The organism is Pseudomonas sp. P8_229, from assembly GCF_034008635.1.
GTDB lineage: Bacteria > Pseudomonadota > Gammaproteobacteria > Pseudomonadales > Pseudomonadaceae > Aquipseudomonas.
Genome location: NZ_CP125378.1, coordinates 1,668,080 through 1,691,118 on the forward strand (window position 1 = coordinate 1,668,080; position 23,039 = coordinate 1,691,118).

Here is a 23,039-nt window from a genome sequence, read left to right on the forward strand (position 1 = left end):
AGGGCTTTTCACTCTATAAACCACAACATTCAGCGAGAAGTCTCGGCAATAAGCCGGTTTACGGAGAGGCATTACCTGGGTTCCGTAGGATTTTTCCCCACTAAAAAGGCCGGCGAGTATTGCACAGCGTTGGTGCACCGTCATGTACCTGTGGTGAGGGGATTTATCCCCGATGGGGCGCGAAGCGGCCCCTGACCAAGGGGCTCTGCATTTGAAGAGCTTGGGCCTGCTGCGCAGTCCATCGGGGATGAATCCCCTCGCCACAGAAAAATCCCCTCAGTACAGATAACCTCCACTCAAAACAGCCACCGACTTCAGTTTTGTTCAGATGGCTGCCCCGCACATTTTTTCCCCCATCACCAACCACCGTCTAAGCTTCAGTCAAGTCCGATCAATCTGAGTGAATGGATCAATCGACTATGGGCGCTTTGTGGCAAACCGATTCGAGTAAAGCCGTGGTTCCGACTGAACGTGTGGATGAAGCGCCTGTCCCCCCCCAAAAACGCCGCAACCGGCACGGTTGGAAGGCGTTCTGGTTGTTGCTGCTGATTATCGCCATCGTGGTTGGCCTGGCCGCGAGCAAGGAAATGCGCACCTCACGCTTTCAGGCTCGAGAGCTGAGCCAATACGCCGCCTCGCTCAAATATCAGCTGGAACCCGGCCCCAGCGAAGCGATCCGCTACCCGGGTAACGGGCCGTTCGATTTGCGTCTGGGCTACAGTTCCCTCGATGAATTCCTGCCGCGTCTGCTCAAGCGCGATTACGTGATCACCGAGCAGACCCGGTTTTCCCCAGCGCTGCTCAGCTACACCGACAGAGGCCTGTTCGTGCCCTACTCGGAAAAAATCCAGGCCGGGCTGTCGATCACCGATTGCCGCGCCGCGCCGTTGTATCAGTACAAGTACCCGCAGCAACTGTATTCGAGTTTCGCGGCGATTCCGCCGGTGGTGGTCAGCAGCCTGTTGTTCATCGAAAACCGTTTTCTGCTCGATCCCAAACAGCCGCTGGCCAACCCGGCGGTAGACTGGCCGCGCTTCGGCATGGCGGCGTGGTCGCAAGTGGCGAAGTTGCTGCACCTGCCGGGGCAATCGGCCGGTGGCAGTACGCTGGCCACGCAACTGGAGAAGTACCGGCATTCGCCCGATGGCCTGACGGTGTCCGGCGCCGAGAAGATCCGTCAGATGATTTCCGCCAGCGTGCGCGCCTATCAACCCGGGCCGCAAACTCTTGGCGCCCGGCAGAACATCATTCGTGACTACCTCAACAGCGTGCCGCTCTCCGCCGTGCCGGGTCACGGTGAAGTGCATGGCATGGCCGAAGGTTTGCGGGTCTGGTACGGCAGCGATTTCAACCAGGCCAATGAACAGCTGAACAGCCCGGCCACCGACCCGAAAACCATGGCCGACAAAGGCCTGGCCCTGCGCGAGATGCTCTCGCTGATGATCGCCCAGCGCCGCCCTTCGCATTACCTGACCAAGGGCCGCGAAGAACTTGCCGACCTCACCGACAGCCACCTGCGTCTGCTCAAACAGGGTGGCGTGATCGACAATGCCCTGGCCGATGCCGCGCTGGCGAGCAAGGTCACTTACCGCGACTGGCAGACCCAGCCGACCATTCAGCCAATCGAAGCCAACAAGGGCATCAGCGTCGCCCGCAGCCGGCTGGCAACCCTGCTCAATCGTCCGCTGTACGACCTCGACCGCCTCGACCTGTCGGCCACCAGCACCTTGCAGGGCGACCTGCAAACCCAGGCCACCGAATACCTGAAGAAACTTGCCGACCCCGCGTTTGCCGGGCAGATCGGCCTGATCGGCGAACGCCTGCTCACCCCCACCAGCACCACCCAGGTGCGCTACAGCTTCACCCTGTTCGAACTGACGCCGGACGGCTCGCGGGTGCGGGTGCAGACCGACAGCACCGACCAGCCGTTCGACATCAACGAAGGCAGCAAGCTGGAACTCGGCTCGACGGCGAAGATGCGCGTGCTGACCACCTACCTGCAGATCATCTCCGAGCTGCACGACAAGTACGGCGCCATGACGGTGCCGGAGTTGAAGAAAGTCGAGGTACCGGATCAGGATCGCCTCAGCCAGTGGGTGATCGATTACCTGATCCAGAACAAAGACCACGACCTGTCGAAAATGCTCGGCGCCGCGCTTGATCGCAAGTACTCCGCCAGCCCCGGTGAGGCGTTCTTCACCGGTGGCGGCCTGCACGTGTTTCACAACTTTCGCAAGGAAGACAACGGCCGGATGCCGACCCTGCGCGATGCCCTGCGTGAGTCGATCAACCTGCCGTTCATTCGCCTGATGCGCGATGTGGTGCGCTATGTCACCTACTCCGGCCCCAACAGCAGCGCCGAGTTGCTCAAGGACGATCGCGACCCGCGGCGTCAGGAATACCTGGCGAATTTTGCCGATCGCGAAGGCACCTCGTTCCTGCTCAAGTTCTGGAAGAAGTACAAGAACAAGGACACCCAGGCACGCCTCGACACCTTCCTCGACAGCATGCGCCCGACCCCGATCCGCATGGCCGCCGTGCACCGTTACCTGCTGCCCAACGCCAGCCAGGAAGACTTCAACACCTTTGTGCGCGCGCACCTCAAAGGCGCCAAGCTCACCGAAAAACTCACCGACGACCGTCTCATTCGGCTGTACGACGCTTACGGCCCGGGCACCTACGATCTGCCGGATCAGGGCTTCATCGCCAAGGTCCACCCGCTGGATCTGTGGCTGATGGGCTACCTGCTGCACAACCCGGATGCGACCTTCAGCCAGATCGTCAAGGCCAGCCAGTTCGAGCGCCAGGAAGTCTATAGCTGGCTGTTCAAGAGCAAGCACAAGGGTGCCCGCGACAGCCGTATTCGCACCATGCTCGAGATCGAGGCGTTCCTGGAGATTCACCAGCGCTGGCAGAAAGTCGGCTATCCGTTCGATCATCTGGTGCCGTCGCTGGCCACTGCCATCGGCAGCTCCGGCGATCGCCCGGCGGCCCTGGCCGAACTGATCGGCACCATCCTCAACGACGGTGTGCGCATGCCGACCCTGCGTATCGACAGCCTGCACTTTGCCGCCGGCACTCCGTATGAAACGCGCCTGACCAATGACCCTCACGTGGGCAAACGGGTCATGCCATCGGAAGTCGCCACAGCCATGCGCGAGGCGCTGTCGCAAGTGGTGGACTCGGGCACAGCGAAACGCGTCTCCGGCAGCTTCAAGACCGCCGACGGAGTGCCGCTGGTCATGGGCGGCAAGACCGGCACCGGCGACAACCGCATCGAAGCCATCGGCTCCGGCGGACGCATCCTGAGTTCCAAATCGATCAACCGCACCGCGACCTTCGTGTTCTACATCGGCAACAACCACTTCGGTACGCTGACCGCGTTCGTCCCCGGGCGCTCGGCAGAGAACTTCAAGTTCACTTCGGCGCTGCCGGTGCAGGTGCTCAAGGGCATGGCACCAATCCTCTCGCCGTACCTGCAACCGGGCACGAACACCCTGTGCCAGGGCCCGCAAGTGACCGCCGCTCGTTAAGGCATACAACGGTCAGGGAATGGCGGTAACCCGCTATTTTTCAGTACGCATTTCTCGAAATATCCGCACGAAACCCGTACGGTTTCGAGCGGGTATTTGCGCTTTTTTCGGGCGCGGCCGCTGCCTAGTCTGATCGTTCCATTTCGATCAAGGACGATCACCGCAATGCCCATCATTCCCCTGCCAGGGCGCCCAGCCCATTCGCCGCCTTCCCTCTCTGACGAGCGCAGCATTCACCACGAACTGATAAAGAAAAACCTGCCCGCCTGGTTGATCAACAGCAGTGCTGCGCGCGTAAAACAACTGAAAGGCATCAAACCCGTCATCGCCGACTGGCATCAGCTTGCGCCCGCTGCCGAGCAGCGGCACCTTGCACAAGCGATGAAACGTGCCTGGACGGCACAAAACGATATCGATAAGGCGCTGCACAATCTGCAAGACGTCTACGCCTTTGCCAAACCGCTGCTGCAAAATGCGCTGAAGGATCGCTTCGGTGTCGAGGATGATGTCGAGCAGACCTGGTTGCGCTTGTATGCCCCCGTCAATACGTCTTGGTGGGCGCATGATTTTGCGGGCGGAACCACCAGCCGCACCGTCTCGCTACTGGACGCCGCGCTGCATAATTTTTCCCGTGATGAGCAATTCAGTCAGGACTCGGAATTCATTACCCGCCCCGACGCCAGCGGTCATTTCACCATCAAGCCACTCAAGCACCGACTGCCGATCAATCAGTTCAAATCACTGTGTCGCGAACTCGACCTGGGCGCGCGTTATACACAGCACTTGAACGCCTTTTTGCTACCGACTGACGGCGTCGCCAGACAGGTGCTGCGCTACAAGGTCTGCCTCGGCCAAAAAGCCGCACTGAACGCCGCCGCACGCCTGGCCCTGATGAAAAAGGACATCGACCAGAACGCTTTCGATGTCGTGCAAGGGATGCTCGATGATCGCCGCAACCTGCGATGGGACGGTCAACCCGTCAGCTATTACAACCTGGCCATGATGGATGCGGCGCTGATCGGGATTGTCCTGATCACCCCTGATGCCAGCCGCGCCAATAAGCCCGTACCAGTGATTGCCTACGTTCCTCATGACCCGCAACACCCCCTCAAGCAGTACCCGTCGGCCCTCCAGTTCATGGCCGAACTGACACGCCAGCTGCGCGACCACACATCCCCGGCAGGCTATCAGCAATTCTTCAGCCAGTTCGTCAATCAGCAACAACGCGGGCATTTTTTTGCCCGACTCAACGAGCGCCTGAGCAAGGTGAAGTGGCGCCCTGCACCGGCGGGTTCAAACTTGCCGAGCTGGCGCGAAACAGCGGTGGACAATCCCGACCTGCAATTCAGCCTGACAAGATTCCAGGACGACCGCGACACCCGGTTCAACGGTGACGTATGGGGTTATCTCTACCGCCAGAAGTTGAACAAGATCCTCAACGATGCCACCGAAATCGCCATTTCCACCGCGTACGCCGATCGCATGGCGCGCTGGGCCTGGTGGGACAATCTGCAAAAAATGCTCGCGGACATCCTCAACGTCGCCCTGCTGGTAGCGACACCGTTTGTGCCGTTTCTCGGTGAGTTGATGCTGGCCTACACCAGTTATCAACTGCTCGACGGGGTCTTCGAAGGCGTCGTGGATCTGGCTGAAGGGCACTTGGCCGAAGCCGGCGAACAGGCGATCGGCGTCCTCGAAAGCATCGTCCAGCTAGGCGCGTTTGCTGCCGGTGCGACGCTGGGTAACATCGCGCGGGTGAAACTCTCGGCGTTCGTCGAAGGGTTGAAACCGGTGCAACTGCCGAACGGACAGACGCGCTTGTGGAACCCCGACCTGACACCCTATCGATTGCCCGAGCAGACCTTGCCGACAGCGACCCGGCCCGATACTCAAGGATTGCATCCGGTGGGTGACAGACAACTGCTGCGACTTGATCAACAGGTATTTGCCGTGACGCAAGACCCCGTCAGCGGGCAGCACCAGATCCGCCACCCGCAAAGGCCCCAGGCCTATACGCCGGCACTTGCGCACAACGGCGATGGCGCGTGGGTGTGTGAAACGGAAAACCCGCGCCAGTGGCAAGGTGCACAATTGATGCGCCGGATCGGTCATCGCACCGAAGGCTTCAGCGACGCGCAACTGGAGCAGATTCGCCTGCTCACCGGTACCGATGAAAACATCCTGCGTCGCATGTATGTGGAAAACGCTGCGCCGCCGCCATTACTGATCGACACGCTGCTGCACCTGGGGATGGCACCTGAAGAACCCGCACCGGCGCTCTCCCCTCCAGCCCGGCAGGTGCTGGTGGACTGCCCGCAACTGACGCCGACCCTCGCCGAGCGAGTGATTGCGCAGGCCAGTCCCATGGAGTTGCAGCAAATCACTGCGCAACGCCGCCTGCCCTTGCGCCTGCGCACGAGCGCCCGCGAGGTGCAGTTTGAATTGCAGTCGGTCAGGGCTGCCCAGGGCTTGCAGCTGGAAAGCCTGAGCAACGTCGAGAGTGAGCGTTTGATTCTCGGAGCCTTGCGTCACTACAGCGATACCTTCGGCGCCTTGCGCATTGAAGTCCGCGAGGCGACCTTCAATGGCGAGTTGCGATGCGAGGCCGGTGCCGAGTCAGCCGAGCAACTGCGGGTGCTGATACGTACCGGCCCTGATCGCTATGAGGTGCGCGATGGCGAGAACCAGCCAATCCATGAAGCCAGCGGTTTGTATGAGGCGATTCTGCACGCCATCGACAATGACGGGCACAGCGTCCTGGGCTACCGGCCGACCGATATCGAGCCGTTCAAGCAGTGGGTCATCGCCATAACCACTGCACCGAGTGAACGCCGAACGATACTGGCGCGCGCCCCGATACGCCCTGTCGCCGAACACGACACGCTGTTTCTGCTGCGCGGTGGCGGCTTGAGCAAAGACTCGGTGACGCTGCAGGAACGCATTCAGGATCTGCACCCACATTTCACTGCGACGGAGGTCGACGCGTTCGCCGATGCCTTGAGCGCACAGGGTGAGCCATTGCAAGCCATCGAGGCCCATGAAAACGATCTCGATGAACTGCGCGTCATCGTCCATCGCTGGCGCTATCAGCAGCCGGACAGCTGGGGGCCGGGCAGCCAGGGGTTTCGTGACGGAGGCGGGCTGCATATCTATGAGCGTTTGCTGGACTGCTTCGAACGCAAGAACGAAGACCTTGGCAACCGCAGCGATCCCTCGTCCTATGCCCTCGATCTCTCCCGGGAATTGCTCTCGCTGGATCTGGAAACCTGGTGGTCCAAGCGTCCGGAATTGAAAAAGTTCCTCGACAAAGTCACCGTGCTCAAACTCGACAACACACGCTTTTCCAGCAACGGCACGAGCCTGCTCAAAGACTTTCCGAACCTGGTCGAACTCAGCGCCAAATATTGCGAGCTGACCCGTTTGCCCGAGCGTATCGGCACCACGTTGCGTCGCCTCGAACGCTTGCGCTTGAGCAATAATCACATTGTGCTGGACCCCGGCGCGGTCGCACGACTGCGCGACCTGACGTATCTGCAGGTTCTGAAAATGGATGACAACCCGCTGGGCCAGTCGCCCGACCTGTCACGCATGCCGCGACTGAAGGTGGTTGGACTGAAGAACACCGGGTTGACCGCGTGGCCCGAAGGCACGCTGGCCAAACCGAGGCCACGGGGGTTTCTGCTCGATCTGCGGGGTAATCCGCTCACGGTGATTCCCGAGGTGCCGACCGGTTCCGATGCGCAGTGGCTGGTGGCCCGCACACGACTGGACGTGATTGCCCTGTCCGACGTCAACCAACTGCGTTACCAGGCCCACCGCCGCTCGATGGCGTTACCTCCCGAACCTCTCATCCCGGCAGCTCCCGGGCAAAACACATCAATCATCTCCACGTATGGCGCCGATTATTGGGGAGATGTGCCGGGCTGGGGCGTCAACCGCGAGACACCCTGGGCGGAACTGGTCGAGGAGCCGGCCGCCCAGCCGTTCATGGCAACCTTGCTCAGTGTGCGCGACTTTGCCGACTACCGCGCCGATGGTGCCGCGCGTGCGCAACTGATGCAGCGCGTATGGCGCATGCTCGATGCCGTGCATGTCGACAGTCGCTTGCGCGAGAAGCTGTTCACCATGGTGATCGCTCCGGTGGATTGCGCCGATGCCGGTGCCCAACTGTTCAACCACATGGGGATCAACGTGCTGGCGTTCGAGGCCCACGCCTACTCCACCAGCCCGGCCGAGGTTGAACAAAAACTGGTGACCCTGGCCAGGGGCGCGGCGCGGCTGGAGCACGTCAATGAAATCGCCCGGGCCGATGTCGCCAGTCGTGGCGGCAACCCGGATGATGTCGAAGTCTATCTGGCCTATCAAACCGGGCTGGCGAAACGCCTCGACCTGCCCTGGCAGTCCGAGGATATGTTGTACCGGCCGGTGTCCGGCGTCACGGACGTAATGATCGATCAGGCGTATGACACGGTAATGGCGCTGGGTGAAGGCGACGGTCTGGTCAACGCGATGCTCGAGCTCGACTTCTGGGCGCAGTATCTGCATGACAAATACCCGGTACGCAGCGAGAGCAACAAGCGCCTGTATCAGGCGAAATACGAGCGCCTTGAGCAACTGCGCGAAACCCAGCGCCAATGGACCGAATCAACCTTGGCAGCCGAGCGCGCAACGCTGCGCGAACAGCTCAAGGTCTTGATCAACGACCTGCCGGTACCGCCAACCGTGGTGTTTGCCGAAGTACCGATCAGCGACGCGGTGTTCGACCGTTTACTGATCGATCTGGGGGATGACGAAAAAGAACTGGCGCGTCGCCTGACCCGTGAAGCACTGAGGCGCGCCGGACTTTGATTGCGCCGCGCAAGCCTGTGGCCTGTCCATTGAACTCCGGACAGGCCTGCGAACTCAGGGTGCAGCCGCATTGAATATCAGGTGCACATTGCCGTAGTAATTCCCCGGCTTGTAGCCGCCGGCGGGCACGATCGGCTGGATCTCCAGCACGTATCGCCCGCCGGCCCTGGCCTGCTCGGCAGAGACTACCTGGCGCGGCGGCGCCTCATGGGTCAGCACGGTATCGGCGAAGCTCACGCGCAGATAAATGTTCTGCTCGTCGCGGCCATTGGACAGGTAGGGTTCGCTGTCCAGCCGGGCCTCGATCGCACTGGTGTCATGCCGGACATCGAAGTGTTTGCGCACGCCGCCCAAGGTTTTCGTACTGACATTCCACGGCAGAATCTGCGCGCGATGAATCCAGTCCGTCTCGGCCGGTATGACATAAAAACCCAGCGTCGGAATATCCACCGACACCTGGAACCGGTGCTCCTCCCGCGCCGCGAACAACGCAGCGCTGAACGACGTAAGCACGCCCGCGCATACGGCAATGAACGATTGCTTGATCATCTCAGGTCATCCCGTGATGAGTTGCCAGCGACGCGCAAAGTCTTTTTGCTGTCGCCCTCGACCAGGTTGAAGCGGTATTCGCGCCCGGGCTTTTTGTCGAACTCGAAACTGTTGCCGGCGCGGATGTGATGTTTGGTGGTCGGCTCGCAGGCGTTTTCGTCCTTCAGCGCACAGTTGCGAAACTCATCGACCACCACCACGGTGTTGCCGTTATTGCGCACTCGATACGTGGTTGGCGCCTCTTCGATCACGCTGTCGAAACGGCTGTTTTTCGGGCGCACAAAAAACACCGTACCGAAACCGGTCATGACATTGACCCCGGCGGACAAGTTGTTTTTGTATTCGTCACGTTCCTCGGCGGAGACCGCGAATTCGTCTTCCTTTTCCGGTACCACCGGGATGAAGCGCACACGGAAATAGCGTTCGGTGTCACGCTCGCCCATCAGCAGCAAGCGTGTCCCCTGCATGCCATTGGCCGGCACGATCAGCCGTGCGGGACTGGCCATCAGGCCATCACGACTGCTCATGTCCGCCTGGTTCCTGACCTCTATTTCCCGCGATTTACCATCGGCGTCGTAGACGATTTCGAGGATATTGACCTTGACGAATGCGGTGCTGTCACCACTGTTGAACACCCGCTTCAGGTAGGTACTTTTGTCGCCATCCAGATAGTCGTACACCGTGCCAACGTTAATCTGCGGCCCGGCCGAAATGGCCAGAGAAAAACCGCTCAACCCCATCAACAGCAACAAACGCTTCATAGCCATAAACCTCTTCACATTGAACACAACGCAAGCACCACATATCGATGCGCTGCCCATCAGACTTCCGAGTCCCAGATCACGGTGATGTCGCCGACATAACGGGCTGCCACCCCCGCCTGCACGATTTGATTGACGTAATAGGGCGACATTTCGAAATGCAGGATGCCGGGGGTCCGGTGAATGAAATGCCCAGGCAGGAACACCTGTCGCTCCTGCCATATGCCTGTTCGCAAGGGTTGGCGATTGACCGGCTGGCCGGCCAGGTCGGTCAAGCCATGGGGCAGGCTGACACTCACCTGCACCACAGCCTCACGCCCCGAGACCGGGTCAGTAATCAGGCAATTGAAAAGCGTCGCTTTGCCGCACTCCAATTGCATCTTGAAGCGCGACGATGCCGAGATATTGAAAATCTGGTCGCGAAACAACCGCACTGGCTTGCGCCCCGCTTGCAGCCAGCTCTGCCAGCCGCCCGCCGGAACCAATTGGACTTTGTCGCCGCCGGGAGGAATCTCTACCTTCAGGGTGTGCTGAACATCGAGGTTGAAGTGGATGGTCAGGCTGTCATCGGTGGGCAACATAATGTCGCCCATATCGAAATCGCGCCCGGGACCGATCCCATAGGTGTGGCTGCCGACATAGCGTCCCGGGGACATTTTCAGCGGATTGGGGGTGCGAAGCTCGTAGCCGATCTGAAACATGTCATAGCGCAGGCTTTCAATCCGGTAAGCGGCCGTCGGTACACAGCTACTGCCTGGCGGAGTCAACCAAAAGAACGAGCGCCATGTCGGCTCGACAAACATGCCTCCGGTGTAGCCACAGGGTGCTGGAGGATACGTCCAGTTGTACCCGCTCCACAGCATCTCGTGCGCGTCCGGATTACTGTCGGGGGCGCCTTCACCGATGATGCTTTGAACCCGGTCCGGCAAGTAGTAGCGGCCACCAATCGATGCGATGCGCACCTGCAATGACCACTGTTCTCCGGTCTCTTGATGAACAACCGGCAGCGGTATCCACTCGGTCGGGGGTTTGAACATCGCCCCCTTGCGCACATCGCTGTGCCGGGCTTCGATCGGGCCGATGGCATTGAATTCGATCGGCACCAGGATGCTGAAGATGGACAACCCTTCGCAAAATGTCGGGTAAGTGGAGCAGTGCCCGCTATATGGCGTCGTATTGATAAATTCATTGCGCATCGGGTTGCCCGGATCAGGCATGAACGACGTGACATCAATGGACGCGGCCTGTGCCGACACCCAAACCAGCAGACTGAACAGCGCCACGAAAAAACTTAACGAACGCCGATGAGTCCCATTGCAAGTCTTCACGCTAAAACTCCCTGTAAAATTGACTCACACCGAGCACATCGGCCACGGAGGATGGCCTGCTTGCTCGCAGCCCGCCCCATCAGATATCCGAGTCCCAATACACCACGACAACCCCGGAATACTTGCCGCCTCGGCCTTCACCGGGGCGCAGCATGTTTGCCATCGAATGGGGTGGGACTTCGAAATGCAGGGTTCCCGGTGCCCGATCTACATAGAAGCCGGGTTTGAAATGCAGCTCATTCCCCGCACCTGACCTCAGTCGCAAGCGCCTCACCGGTTGGCCGGAAAGGTCGGTTATGCCATTGGGCAAGCTGACACTGACGAACAGCTCGACCCGTCGGCTATTCTCGGACTCCTCCAGTGCGCATTCGCCATTAACGCCAGGCCCGCACCCTAAGAGCATCTTGAAACGTGACGACGCCGAGATGTGGAAGGTCTGGTCGCGGAACAGGCTCACCGGCCGCCGACCGGCCTGCAGCCAGCTCTGCCAGCCACCGACCGGCACTAGCTGGACTTTTTCGCCACCCGGCGGAATCTCGACCTTGAGGGTGTGCCGTACATCCAGATTGAAGTTCAAGGTCAGCGAAGAACTATTGGGCAACATCACGTCGCCAAAATCGAAGTCCGCGTTTGGCCCGACGGTGTACGTCAGCGCGCCGATGTAGTTGCCCGAGGACATGCCCAACGGGTTGGGCGTTTCCAGCTCATAAGCAAAATCCACGTACCCCAGGCGTACCCACGGGACATCGAACTTCGCCTGCTTGCCGCACACCGTGCTCGACGGGGTTTTCCAGAAAAACGCGTAAGTGTCGTGGCCATACCAGCCCACCCCGCTGTACAGGCAAGGCGCCGGCGCGTTGACCCAACTCGAGCCCCACAACAGGTTATGAGCGATACGATAATCATCAGCACCGCCCACCAGCTTGATCACGTCATCGGTCACCACTTGGGAACCGACGCCGACGATGCGCACCCTGACCTTTTCCGGCTCCCGGGTGGTTTCGTGATAGATCGTCAGTTCCCGCCATTGTGTGGGTGCCTGGAACATCACGCCGTGTCGAGGAGAGACATGGTTGGCCAGAATCGGCGCGCGGGAATCGAACTGGATCGGCACTTGCAGGCTGAATATTTCGTTCTGCTCGCACTGCGCCGGATCGTAAGTGCAGTAACCACTGGACGGCGTGGTGTTGCGGAATTTGTTGCGGTGCGGATAAGACGAGTCCGGCCTGAACTCGGCGGTAATGGAAACCTGTTCGGCGTAGACCGGAAAAGCGATCGCGGCCAACGTAATAACGATTAGCCAGCAAACACGGGATGTAGCTGAATATGCGACGTTCATGTCTGCAAAATCTCCTGAAGCAGGCCTATATCAACCCGCGGTCTCTGCCTTGTGGGTGGCCTCGGCCAACGTATCCGGCGAGCAGCGCAGATCACCGATCATCAGCACGTTGTTTTCACTGCGGTGCTTTTCAGTGTCGAGCCGGAACTGGCACAGCAACTGGTCGGCATAACGCACCTCCAGGGTTGGTGAGCCGGCGTGCATTTCCATCGAGAAAAACCCGTCGACTTCACTGACCCCGCGACTGGCGTGATTGATCACGTGGTGGCCCTTGAGCGGCCGGCCTTGCGGATCGAGCAGGCGTCCGAGCACGGTCACGGTTTGCATCACCCGCACCTTGCGGTATTCCACGCCGCCCTTGTTCAGGTGATAGCGGGTACGGGACGGTTCGATGTTGGCTGCCGGTACATGATTGCCTTCGAAGTCGAAGCTCACCGAGCTGTTCCTGTAGGCCGTGAGCGGGATGAAATTGCGCCCCGGACGCAACGCTGCGCTGCCGCCGCTGAGGTCGTCGGCGCGCAAGGCAATGTCAGCGATATCCGATTCGACATCGACGATCATTCCGGCGCCGCGACCCTGATGCTGACTGGTCATGACCAGCCGTTGACCACCGACGATCACGCTGCTGTCGAGGTTCACGCCACCGGTGAAGTTGCCGTTATAGGACGAGCGCTGCGCGAAGCCGTCGCCATTGACCCAGTCGGTGCGAAAGTTGGCCAGGCTCGCCAGACCGACGCCGTAGGTGTCGGTCAGCGCCGTGACCGAGACGCTCTGCAGAATGTGATCCTGCAGGTCTTTGCGATAACCGATCGAGCCATTGTTGTCGCGCCCGCCATCACGTGCGGTACGGCTGCCAATGCTGCCGGAGACCTGCTGGCCGGGACCGCCCAGCGCCATGTTGATGCTCAGGTCGACCCCGCGATTACGTGCATCACCACTGCTGTAGCTGCCGGGACGATCGAACAGTGACAGCCGCCAGTTGGCGTCACTGCCGAACAGCTCGGTGCGTTGTGTCCAGCCCAGGTCCATGCCCACGCCTTCGACATTGCCCTCGCTGTGCGAGACCCGTGCGCTCAGCGAGTTCTTGCGGCTGATGCGGTGGTTGAGCGCCAGCGACGAATTGCTGGTCTCGCCGGTGAAGACGTTGCGTTGGCGCACGCGGGTGCCGTCGGGCAGCGTGTCGTAGGTGTTGCGGGTGTCGAGCCAGCTGCGGTTGTGGCTGACCACCAGACTGCCGGCGCCGTAGTTGTACAAGCCCTGCACATCGGCCCCGGTGCCGTGATCCTCGGTCTGATACAGGTTGGCGTAGAGGCTGATGCTGTCGGCCAGGCTCCAGTCGATCGAGCTGCCGTACTGCAAGGTGTTGCGCACCTGGCGTGCCGACAATCCGAGGATCACCCGTGGGTGCAACAGGTAGTTGATCGCCGCACCGGTGGTGAAATCACCGCTGTCCTGTTCGTCCCAGTTGCTGAGCAACTTGCTTTCCTGACCGGCGAAAACGTTATAGCGCCAGCGCTCGTCGAGGTTGCGCCAGTTGACCGGCTTGTAGACCAGTTCCTGAGTAGTCGAAGTGGTCTGGCCATCCTCGATCAGGCGCACTTCGACCTCATAGATGCCGCCGGGCAAGGGCCGGGTGTCGAGGGTCTGCAAACCGGCAGGCACTGCCTGGGTGTTGATCAGCAAGCCATCGCGGTAGATCTCCACCGACGCCTGCCGGTTGGCCGTGACAAATATCGGGTAGACGCTGGGTCGCGGACTGTCGACGGCCAAGCTGTCGGAGCTGCCGTACATCACGCCCACCGCCGTGTCGGGGCTGGTGCCGAACGAACGGGGCTGACGGGTCAAGCCTTCGGAATTGGGGGTGAAATAGCCCAGGCGGAAAAAACTGCCCTGCAGTTCGCGCTGGGTATAGAGCTCGTGCACCGCATGATAGGTCTGGGTGTCCGGCCCGCCGAGACGCGCCAGCTGCATATTGAAGGACTGGCTCCAGTGACCGAGGCTGGCACTGGCCTCCAGACCGAAACGCCCGCCCAGATCCTGATTCTGGCCACCATTGAGGTTCAGTTGATTGCGCAGCATCAGGCCATTGCTGCCGCCTTCGGGTTGCTCATGGAAGCGTTGGGTTTGCGGATCGCGTTCGGCGTTTTCAGTGACGATCGACAGCAGCGAGCTTTCCAGGTTGTAGTGCACCGCCAGCAGTTGCTCGGGGCATTGTCCGCTGCAGCTCCCAAGGGCTACGCCCGGTTTGAGAATGCTGGCCCATGTTTCGCGCTCGGCGGCGCTGAAACGGCTGTCACTGGTGTCGGTGAAATCGAGCAAGGTCACCCGGTCATCGCGTGACAACACAATCATTGCCTCGCCCAGGGGTTGTTGATCAAGTTCGACGCGAACCGCCAAAGGCACATCAAAGAAATGTTCTTCGAAGTCCGCCGGAAGACCTTTCGCCTGAGCCAGCAAACTTCGCGGGGTATTATCTACCGGAGGGGGCGCCGCCAGTACGCTGGTGCTCAAAAGCAACGCAAGCGCAGCCGCGATGGGCGTCATCGGAAACATGAATTAATACTCTGATTACCGGAAAGTAAAAGCCCGGCCGGGCAACTTTCAAGTTGCCGGCCGGTTACGTTACTTGAACACGTAACGTCAGGTATTGCCGTTATTACTCAGACCGAAGGTTCTACGACCAGCATGACCACGCCGGTGTAGTCGCCAGCTTTTGGCTTGGCGCCGCTCGCACTGATCTTGAAGGGCGCGCGGTAGCGGGTATTGGACTCGGCCTCGCCGACCACTTCCTGGGAGGTGGTGGTCAACGTCTTGCCGTTGAGTTCGACTTTCAGGTCGATGGTGTTACTGCCACCGATAAGCTTCGGTACGCCTTCCAGACGGGCGTGAACCTTGCCGGCGGTGTGCAGCACATCGAAGTGTCCGTTGACTTCGCGCATCGAAGCGGTGGCCGGGTTGTAGCTCATGTCCTGATCCTTGTTGACCAGATCGGCATCCACCGGCACCGCATAGAAGTCATCAGCCGGTACGTGCGCCACAATACTGATGGAGTGTTTGGCTTCAGTGGCGGCAAACGCCATCGAGGCGCTCATGGCCAATACAGTCAGAGGGGCGGCAAAGGCGAGTTTCTTGAGCATCATTGAATACCTGTCTTAAATAAATTAGTTGATTCATTGAAAGTTCAACGCGAGCAAAACAGTCACGAGCAGTTACTGCCCTCCGTTAACTTTCAACGCCGAGAGATGGTCAACCAATTTATCTTTAAAGTAAGCAGGCAACGTCCTGCGACCTTGTAGCCCGAACGCCATTAGATGAGAAAGAAAAAACCGCAAAAACCATGAAAGTTCCTGTCCGGCTGTAAGATAGCGGCTACAACGCGCCAACCCGCTGACTGTACGCGCCATAACTTTGCAGCAACTTCCGTAAGACCAATACCACACTTCACCGAGAATAAAGGGCGAAACAGAACATTAGAGAGTTAGCACTAATCTGCGCCATCGCCGCGCAATTTAATACCCGTTTTTTTTGATCATTTACCGAGGTTTTGCCGCTGCCGATTCGATGGGTGAGATCCGCACCGTTGGTCAGGAGCCCTTGCGCACCTCTTAAGATATATCTTAAGTTGTATCTAAACACGACGAGAGAGAACGCAAAAATGAGAGACCATCATTCCCCCCACCGCGAGCACGGTGACGGCCGCGACGGCTTCGAGAAACGCCCCGGACGCGAACGCGGTGGTCGTGGCCCACGAGTCTTCGCCCCCGGCGACCTGAAATTGCTGCTGCTGGCACTGATTGCCGAACAGCCTTGCCACGGTTATGACCTGATCCGCCAGATCGAAGGCATGTTCGATGGCGCTTACAGCCCAAGCCCCGGCGTGATTTACCCGACACTGACCTTTCTGGAAGAAAGCGATTTGATCAGCGGCGACGCCGATGCCGGCAAAAAGCGCTACAGCGCGACTGACGCCGGTCGTTTGTCCCTAAGTGAGCAAGCCGTCGCGCTGGATGGCGTGCGCATGCGTATCGACGTCAGCAAGCGCTCGTTGCGCGGCCATGACCGGCCGCCGGAAATCCACGAAGCGGTGCACAACCTGCGCCACGCGTTGCAACTGCACCACGGGCGCTGGAGCGCCGAAGAAATCCAGCGAGTTGCCGCGCTACTCAACGACACCGCCAAAGCCATCGTCGACGGCCCCGCCGTTCAATCTGCCCCGGAGAAAGCCGAATGACTGCAGTCGATACCCAAACCATTCACCGCGTGATGCACGAAATAAAACGCCGCAAGTTAGAGGTGTTGCGCGTGGTCGACCTGACCCCACGCATGCGCCGCATCACCCTCGGCGGGCCGGAACTGGCCGGGTTCATCAGCCTGGGCACGGACGATCACGTCAAGCTGCTGTTCCCGCAGAACGCCGAACAAACCGCTGCGCTGGAGACCCTGGTGCTGGGCGCTGGCAAAAGCGACGTACCGATGCCCGAGATGCGCGACTACACCCCGCGTCGTTACGACCTGGAAAAACTCGAACTGGACATCGATTTCGTCCTGCACGGCGACGGCCCTGCCTCGACCTGGGCCGAGCAGGCCCAACCCGGGCAATTTCTGCACATCGGCGGGCCGCGCGGTTCGATGATCGTGCCGGACATCTTCGACAGCTACCTGCTGATCGGCGACGAAACTGCCCTGCCCGCCATCGCCCGGCGTCTCGAAGGCCTGGCGGCCCATCGCAAGGCGCTGGTGGTGATCGAGGTAGAAAACGGTGCCGAGCAACAGGTGCTGGGGAGCGCAGCGCAGGTCAATGTGATCTGGGTGCTGCGTGAAGGCGGCAAGGACAACCTGCTGACCACCGTCAAACAGTTGCAGGTGCCCAAGGGCAATCTGTATGCGTGGGTGGCGACCGAGACCAAGGTTTCGCGGCAGATCCGCCGGGTGCTGATTGATGAGCATGGGCTGGATGAGCAGCTGATCAAAGCCGTCGGCTACTGGCGTGCCGAAGGTACTCCTGAAGAGGAATGAGATTCCTCCCTGTGGGAGCGGGCTTGCTCGCGAATACGGTGGTTCATTCAAAAATGATGTTGACTGACCCGACGCTTTCGCGAGCAAGCCCGCTCCCGCATGGGTTTCAATGCCACGCTGACCGCCAGCGGTCGAGGCCGATTACCAGCAAACCAATCAGCACAAACCCCGCCAAAATCCCCCCGGCATTGATGAACACTTGTGCATAACCCAGCAGGGTCACATCAATGAACGGGTACGCATACGCGCCCAGCAGATGCCCGCGCAGCAGGGCGTAAACGAAGTACACCAGCGGATAAATCAACCACACCGGCAGGTGCCAAAGGCGCAACGTACCTTTGGGCACGCAGCACCACCAGTAGCCGAGAAACAGCAGCGGCATCACGTCGTGCAGCAATTCATCAGCGATAAACTGCCACCCCTCGGGATGCCACAAATGCCGCAGCAAAAAGCTGTAGGCCAGATTGACCACCGCGATGCTGACCGCCACCCCGCTACTGACCCAAGGCTGCAGAAACCAGCGTTGCGCAGCGGATTCGCGCCGGGTTACCGCGCAGGTCAGCACGCTCGCCACCAGGGTATTGGTCAGTACTGTGAAGTAGCTGAAGAAGCTCACCAAGCCACCCAGCAGACTGGCGTCGACACTCAGGCGCGCAAGGAAAATCAGGTACAGCTGAATGCTCAATCCGGCCCAGCCGAGGCTGGCGATGACCATGATCAGGCGTCGCCGCAAAACGGCGTCCATCTCAGACCGGACGCTTGGTGCGCATAAGTTTCACGTACAAACGCTCGACCTTCTCCCGTGCCCAGGGGGTTTTGCGCAGGAACGTCAGGCTCGACTTGATGCTCGGGTCGCTCTTGAAACAGCGGATATCGATGCGCTCGGCCAGCCCCGACCATTCGTAATGCGCCACCAGCGCATTGAGGATCTGTTCGAGGGTGACGCCATGCAGCGGATCAGGAGTGTGGTCGTTCATGCCAGGCCTTCGGATGGAGTGAAAATGCACAAGCCGCGCACCTTAGCCGAGGGGCTGTTCAGGTGGAAGGCCTTGCTTCAAATGTAGGCCAACCCAAGAAGATCGCAGCCTGCGCCCCTCCCCACAATGCGCCCGTTTGACGCACTGTTACCGATTGCGAAACGCTGCATGTCTGCAAAAGCCCTTTGTCTTTTTGTTACAGATCATTATCCTGCCGCCCTTCAGCTGAATCGCTTCACTGTCTGCGTCAATTTGAAGCGCTCGGTTTACCCCCAGAAAACACCAAAAAAAGACTGACCCATGCCTGATTTTTCCTTCTCCCGAGACAGCGCTATCTCAGCCCTGCGCCTGATCGGTGGCTGCACCGCGCTCGGCCTCGCCACCTACGCCCAGGCGGCCCCCGCCTTCGACAGCGACTCACCGTGGATGCTCGGTGACTGGAACGGCACCCGTAACGAACTCTCGGAAAAAGGCTACGACTTCAAACTCGATTACACCGGCGAAATGGGCAGCAACCTGCACGGCGGCTACGACCACGATCGCACCGCGCGCTACAGCGACCAGTTCGGCCTGGGTACGCACCTGGACCTGCAGAAAATCCTTGGCTGGGACGATGCCGAATTTCAACTGACCCTCACCAAGCGCAGCGGCAACAACATCAGCAACGACCGGATCAACGATCCGCGCGTTGGCGGCTTCACCTCGGCGCAGGAAGTCTGGGGCCGTGGCCAGACCACGCGCCTGACACAGATGTGGTATCAGCAGAAATTCTTCGACCAGAAGCTCGACATCAAGGTCGGCCGCTTCGGTGAAGGCGAAGACTTCAACAGCTTCCCGTGCGACTTCCAGAACCTGGCGTTCTGCGGCTCGCAGGTCGGCAACTGGGTCGGCGGCATCTGGTACAACTGGCCGGTCAGCCAGTGGGCACTGCGGGTCAAATATCACCTGACGCCGGAGCTGTACGCGCAGGTCGGCGCCTACGAGCAGAACCCGTCGAACCTCGATCGCGGCAACGGCTTCAAACTCAGCGGCAGCGGCACCCAGGGCGCCGTGTTGCCGGTCGAGCTGGTCTGGACCCCCAAGCTCAATGGCCTGCCGGGCGAATACCGCGCCGGTTACTACTACAGCAGCGCCAAGGCCTCTGACGTCTATAAAGACCAGAACGGCCAGCCTGCCGCGCTGAGCGGCGAAGCCTACCGCAGCGCCTCAAGCAAGCACGGCGTGTGGTTCGGCGCCCAGCAGCAAGTCACCAGCATCGCCAGCGACCACTCGCGCGGCCTGAGCGTGTTCGCCAACGCCACGATGCACGACAAGAAAACCAACGCGATCGACAACTACGTGCAGGCCGGCGTCGTCTACAAAGGCCCGTTCGATGCCCGCGCCAAGGACGACATCGGTTTCGCCCTGGCCCGCGTGCACGTCAATCCAGCCTTTCGCAAAAACGCCGAAGCGAGCAATCAGGCCAACGCGGTCTACGACTATGACGATCCGTCCTTCCTGCCGCCGCAGGACACCGAATACAGCGCCGAACTCTATTACGGCGTGCACCTCGCCAACTGGCTGACCGTACGCCCGAACCTGCAATACATCCGCCACCCCGGTGGCGTGAACAACGTCGACGATGCCCTGATCGGCGGGATCAAGATCCAGTCATCGTTCTAAGAGCCTGGCAAATACCCACTGTGGGAGCGGGCTTGCTCGCGAAGGCGTCGTGTCAGTCAACACATCAGTCTTCTGACACACCGCTTTCGCGAGCAAGCCCGCTCCCACAAAAGAATTTAGTTAGCCAAACAAGTTTTATCTGAACCATGCCTGCGCCCAATCGTCATCTACAGTGACTACTGCGCGGGACTACTTGAAACGTCACGGAGAATCACATTATGAGCACCGAAAGTGCTTCGAGTCGGGGCCGTCTGCTACCGAGCCTGCTCGGCATACTGCTTCTACTGATGGGCCTGGCCATGCTGGCCGGGGGAGTCAAGCTGAGCATGCTCGGCGGCTCGCTGTACTACCTGCTGGCCGGTATCGGCATTGCGCTGACCGGCATTCTGTTGCTGCTGCGTCGTCGCGCAGCGCTGGGCCTGTACGCCATTGTGCTGTTTGCCAGCACGGTCTGGGCCCTGTGGGAAGTCGGTCTGGACTGGTGGCAACTGGTGCCACGTCTGGCCCTGTGGTTCGTCCTCGGCATCGTGATGTTGCTGCCGTGGTTCCGTCGTCCACTGCTGCTCGCAGGCCCGGCGCCGATGGGCACTGGCGGTCTGAGCATTGCCGTGGTTCTGGCCGGCGTCACCGCTTTGGCCAGCCTGTTCACCCACCCGGGCGAAACGTTCGGCGAGCTGGGCCGCGACACCGCAGACATGACCAGCACCGCGCCGCAAATGCCTGATGGCGACTGGCAGGCCTATGGCCGCAGCGAATTCGGCGACCGTTACTCGCCGCTCAAGCAGATCACCCCGGCCAACGTCGGCAAGTTGCAAGAAGCCTGGCGCATCCAGACCGGCGACCTGCCGACCGCTGATGACCCGGTCGAGCTGACCAACGAAAACACCCCGCTCAAAGCCAACGGCATGATCTATGCCTGCACCGCGCACAGCAAAGTGCTGGCTCTGGACCCGGACACCGGCAAGGAACTGTGGCGCTTCGACCCGCAGATCAAGAGCCCGGTCGGCTTCAAGGGCTTCGCCCACATGACTTGCCGTGGCGTGTCGTACTACGACGAAGCCGCTTACGCCAAGTCTGAAAACGCAGCCTCCGCCATTATCTCCGAAGCCGGCAAAGCCGTTGCTCAAGCCTGCCCGCGTCGCCTGTACCTGCCAACCGCTGATGCGCGCCTGATCGCTCTGAACGCCGACACCGGCAAGATCTGCGAAGGCTTCGGCAAAAACGGCGTGGTCGACCTGACCCAAGGCATCGGCCCGTTCACCGCCGGTGGCTACTACTCCACCTCGCCTGCGGCGATTACCCGTGATCTGGTGATCATGGGCGGTCACGTTACCGACAACGAATCGACCAACGAGCCATCGGGCGTGATCCGCGCCTTCGACGTGCGCGACGGCCACCTGGTGTGGAACTGGGACAGCGACAAGCCGGACGCCACCGAGCCATTGGCCCCGGGCGAAATCTACAGCCGCAACTCGGCCAACATGTGGTCGCTGGCCAGCGTCGACGAAAAACTCGGCATGGTCTTCCTCCCACTGGGCAACCAGACCCCAGACCAGTGGGGCGCTGACCGCACCCCAGGCGCCGAGAAATTCAGCGCCGGCATCGTTGCTCTGGACCTGGCCACCGGTAAAGTGCGCTGGAACTACCAGTTCACCCACCACGACCTGTGGGACATGGACGTTGGCAGCCAGCCAACCCTGCTCGACATGAAAACCGCCGACGGCGTGAAACCTGCGCTGATCGCTCCGACCAAACAGGGCAGCCTGTACGTCCTCGACCGTCGTGACGGCACGCCGATCATCCCGATCAAGGAAATCCCGGTACCGCAAGGCGCCGTGAAAGGCGACCACACCGCGCCGACCCAGGCCCGTTCGGACCTCAACCTGCTGGCCCCGGAACTGACCGAAAAAGCCATGTGGGGCGCCAGCCCGTTCGACCAGATGCTGTGCCGCATCCAGTTCAAGGAACTGCGCTACGAAGGCCAGTACACGCCTCCGTCGGAGCAAGGCAGCCTGATCTACCCGGGTAACGTCGGTGTGTTCAACTGGGGCGGCGTTTCGGTCGACCCGGTTCGCCAGATGCTATTCACCAGCCCGAACTACATGGCCTTCGTCTCGAAGATGATCCCGCGTGCCGAAGTGGCCGCCGACAGCAAGCGCGAAAGCGAAACTGCCGGCATCCAGCCGAACACTGGCGCACCATACGCCGTGACCATGCACCCGTTCATGTCGCCATTGGGCGTACCATGCCAGGCCCCGGCCTGGGGTTACGTCGCCGGTATCGACCTGACCACCGGCAAAGTCGTGTGGAAACGCAAGAACGGCACCAGCCGCGACAGCTCGCCAATCCCGATCGGCTTCACCTTGGGCGTGCCGAGCATGGGCGGCTCGATGGTGACTGCTGGCGGCGTCGGCTTCCTCAGCGGCACCCTCGACCAGTACCTGCGCGCCTACGACGTGAACAGCGGTAAAGAGCTGTGGAAATCGCGTCTGCCTGCGGGCGGCCAAGCGACTCCAATGACCTACACCGGCAAGGACGGCAAGCAATACGTCCTGCTCGTAGTCGGCGGTCACGGCTCGCTGGGCACCAAGATGGGTGACTATGTGATTGCGTACAAACTGCCGGAATAAGTTTTAGCGGCGGTAAAACAAAGGCGATGTCTCGTGAGGGACATCGCCTTTTTTGCATACAACTGTTCTGAATTCGCTGAAAAACCTGTGGGAGCGGGCTTGCTCGCGAAGGCGGTATGTCAGCCAATTAATTTGCCGACTGACACACCGCCTTCGCGAGCAAGCCCGCTCCCACAATGGACGGTGTTCGTCCTACAGACGCGCGTTATGCACGGGAGTTTTCCGACAGGTCGCGTCGGTTGTGCCTCGGAAATTGGGTGGTTAGGCTCTGGAGGTCGCTGGAAATTCAGCGGCTGGGCGTCGCGGCCTGATAACTGATGCATAATCGCCAGCCTGACAGCACCTGTCGGTGCCTGTTGGTTGTTTCATGGCGGCTGTGCGCGGGATACCTTCGTA

14 protein-coding genes are annotated in these 23,039 nt (G+C 60.3%); 6 read left to right on the plus strand and 8 right to left on the minus strand.

All coding sequences use genetic code 11. The features are described from left to right. The first annotated feature begins 419 nt into the window (after nucleotides 1-419). Both QMK55_RS07485 and QMK55_RS07490 read left to right on the plus strand, forming a co-directional pair. Nucleotides 420-3,533, plus strand: coding sequence for a transglycosylase domain-containing protein (locus tag QMK55_RS07485; RefSeq protein ID WP_102357385.1), 3,114 nt, complete (start codon nucleotides 420-422; stop codon nucleotides 3,531-3,533). Nucleotides 3,534-3,698: 165 nt separating this feature from the next. Further along, nucleotides 3,699-8,381, plus strand: coding sequence for an NEL-type E3 ubiquitin ligase domain-containing protein (locus QMK55_RS07490; RefSeq protein WP_320328963.1), 4,683 nt, complete (start codon nucleotides 3,699-3,701; stop codon nucleotides 8,379-8,381). Between the two features lie 54 nt (nucleotides 8,382-8,435). Here QMK55_RS07490 and QMK55_RS07495 read toward each other — a convergent pair whose 3' ends face one another. From QMK55_RS07495 to QMK55_RS07520, 6 genes are all read right to left on the minus strand, one after another. After that, nucleotides 8,436-8,930, minus strand: a complete 495-nt coding sequence (locus QMK55_RS07495; protein ID WP_320328964.1) for a CS1 type fimbrial major subunit — start codon at nucleotides 8,928-8,930, stop codon at nucleotides 8,436-8,438. Then, entirely contained in the window at nucleotides 8,927-9,691 is a 765-nt protein-coding gene (locus tag QMK55_RS07500; protein WP_320328965.1) for a molecular chaperone, read from the minus strand. The genes QMK55_RS07495 and QMK55_RS07500 overlap by 4 nt, the downstream gene beginning before the upstream one ends. Before the next feature lie 59 nt (nucleotides 9,692-9,750). Beyond that, a complete protein-coding gene (locus tag QMK55_RS07505) occupies nucleotides 9,751-11,019 on the minus strand; it encodes a hypothetical protein (protein WP_320328966.1) in 1,269 nt (422 codons plus the stop codon). Nucleotides 11,020-11,098: 79 nt separating this feature from the next. Continuing rightward, entirely contained in the window at nucleotides 11,099-12,358 is a 1,260-nt protein-coding gene (locus tag QMK55_RS07510; RefSeq protein WP_320328967.1) for a hypothetical protein, read from the minus strand. A gap of 30 nt (nucleotides 12,359-12,388) precedes the next feature. After that, nucleotides 12,389-14,911 (minus strand): CS1-pili formation C-terminal domain-containing protein, encoded by a 2,523-nt coding sequence (locus tag QMK55_RS07515; RefSeq protein WP_320328968.1) that lies wholly within the window; start codon nucleotides 14,909-14,911, stop codon nucleotides 12,389-12,391. A 107-nt stretch (nucleotides 14,912-15,018) separates the two neighbouring features. Then, on the minus strand, nucleotides 15,019-15,495 hold the full coding sequence (locus tag QMK55_RS07520; protein WP_320328969.1) for a CS1 type fimbrial major subunit: 477 nt from the start codon (nucleotides 15,493-15,495) through the stop codon (nucleotides 15,019-15,021). Between the two features lie 518 nt (nucleotides 15,496-16,013). Here QMK55_RS07520 and QMK55_RS07525 point away from each other — a divergent pair. Both QMK55_RS07525 and QMK55_RS07530 read left to right on the plus strand, forming a co-directional pair. Continuing rightward, the gene (locus tag QMK55_RS07525) at nucleotides 16,014-16,589 is read left to right on the plus strand and encodes a PadR family transcriptional regulator (RefSeq protein WP_320328970.1); all 576 of its coding nucleotides are present in this window, start codon (nucleotides 16,014-16,016) and stop codon (nucleotides 16,587-16,589) included. Then, entirely contained in the window at nucleotides 16,586-17,374 is a 789-nt protein-coding gene (locus QMK55_RS07530; RefSeq protein WP_102357369.1) for a siderophore-interacting protein, read from the plus strand. The genes QMK55_RS07525 and QMK55_RS07530 overlap by 4 nt, the downstream gene beginning before the upstream one ends. 106 nt (nucleotides 17,375-17,480) lie before the next feature. Here QMK55_RS07530 and QMK55_RS07535 read toward each other — a convergent pair whose 3' ends face one another. Together QMK55_RS07535 and QMK55_RS07540 are read right to left on the minus strand one after the other, a co-directional pair. Then, the gene (locus QMK55_RS07535; RefSeq protein ID WP_320328971.1) at nucleotides 17,481-18,119 is read right to left on the minus strand and encodes a Pr6Pr family membrane protein; all 639 of its coding nucleotides are present in this window, start codon (nucleotides 18,117-18,119) and stop codon (nucleotides 17,481-17,483) included. A 1-nt stretch (nucleotide 18,120) separates the two neighbouring features. Continuing rightward, nucleotides 18,121-18,351 carry a VF530 family DNA-binding protein gene (locus QMK55_RS07540; protein WP_027612109.1) on the minus strand — a complete coding sequence of 77 codons (231 nt, stop codon included), beginning with the start codon at nucleotides 18,349-18,351 and terminating at the stop codon, nucleotides 18,121-18,123. A 300-nt stretch (nucleotides 18,352-18,651) separates the two neighbouring features. Between QMK55_RS07540 and QMK55_RS07545 the strand changes: the two genes are divergently transcribed. Further along, nucleotides 18,652-20,013 carry a carbohydrate porin gene (locus tag QMK55_RS07545; protein ID WP_320328972.1) on the plus strand — a complete coding sequence of 454 codons (1,362 nt, stop codon included), beginning with the start codon at nucleotides 18,652-18,654 and terminating at the stop codon, nucleotides 20,011-20,013. 218 nt (nucleotides 20,014-20,231) lie between these two features. Further along, entirely contained in the window at nucleotides 20,232-22,643 is a 2,412-nt protein-coding gene (locus QMK55_RS07550) for a glucose/quinate/shikimate family membrane-bound PQQ-dependent dehydrogenase (protein ID WP_102357364.1), read from the plus strand. Nucleotides 22,644-23,039 lie beyond the last annotated feature (396 nt).

Coding starts and splice junctions, on each gene's coding strand:
- QMK55_RS07520 (WP_320328969.1), bottom strand. CDS start 15,495: ATGCTCAAGAAACTCGCCTTTGCCGCCCCTCTGACTGTATTGGCCATG.
- QMK55_RS07545 (WP_320328972.1), top strand. CDS start 18,652: ATGCCTGATTTTTCCTTCTCCCGAGACAGCGCTATCTCAGCCCTGCGC.
- QMK55_RS07540 (WP_027612109.1), bottom strand. CDS start 18,351: ATGAACGACCACACTCCTGATCCGCTGCATGGCGTCACCCTCGAACAG.
- QMK55_RS07500 (WP_320328965.1), bottom strand. CDS start 9,691: ATGAAGCGTTTGTTGCTGTTGATGGGGTTGAGCGGTTTTTCTCTGGCC.
- QMK55_RS07550 (WP_102357364.1), top strand. CDS start 20,232: ATGAGCACCGAAAGTGCTTCGAGTCGGGGCCGTCTGCTACCGAGCCTG.
- QMK55_RS07525 (WP_320328970.1), top strand. CDS start 16,014: ATGAGAGACCATCATTCCCCCCACCGCGAGCACGGTGACGGCCGCGAC.
- QMK55_RS07510 (WP_320328967.1), bottom strand. CDS start 12,358: ATGAACGTCGCATATTCAGCTACATCCCGTGTTTGCTGGCTAATCGTT.
- QMK55_RS07535 (WP_320328971.1), bottom strand. CDS start 18,119: ATGGACGCCGTTTTGCGGCGACGCCTGATCATGGTCATCGCCAGCCTC.
- QMK55_RS07515 (WP_320328968.1), bottom strand. CDS start 14,911: ATGTTTCCGATGACGCCCATCGCGGCTGCGCTTGCGTTGCTTTTGAGC.
- QMK55_RS07490 (WP_320328963.1), top strand. CDS start 3,699: ATGCCCATCATTCCCCTGCCAGGGCGCCCAGCCCATTCGCCGCCTTCC.
- QMK55_RS07495 (WP_320328964.1), bottom strand. CDS start 8,930: ATGATCAAGCAATCGTTCATTGCCGTATGCGCGGGCGTGCTTACGTCG.
- QMK55_RS07485 (WP_102357385.1), top strand. CDS start 420: ATGGGCGCTTTGTGGCAAACCGATTCGAGTAAAGCCGTGGTTCCGACT.
- QMK55_RS07530 (WP_102357369.1), top strand. CDS start 16,586: ATGACTGCAGTCGATACCCAAACCATTCACCGCGTGATGCACGAAATA.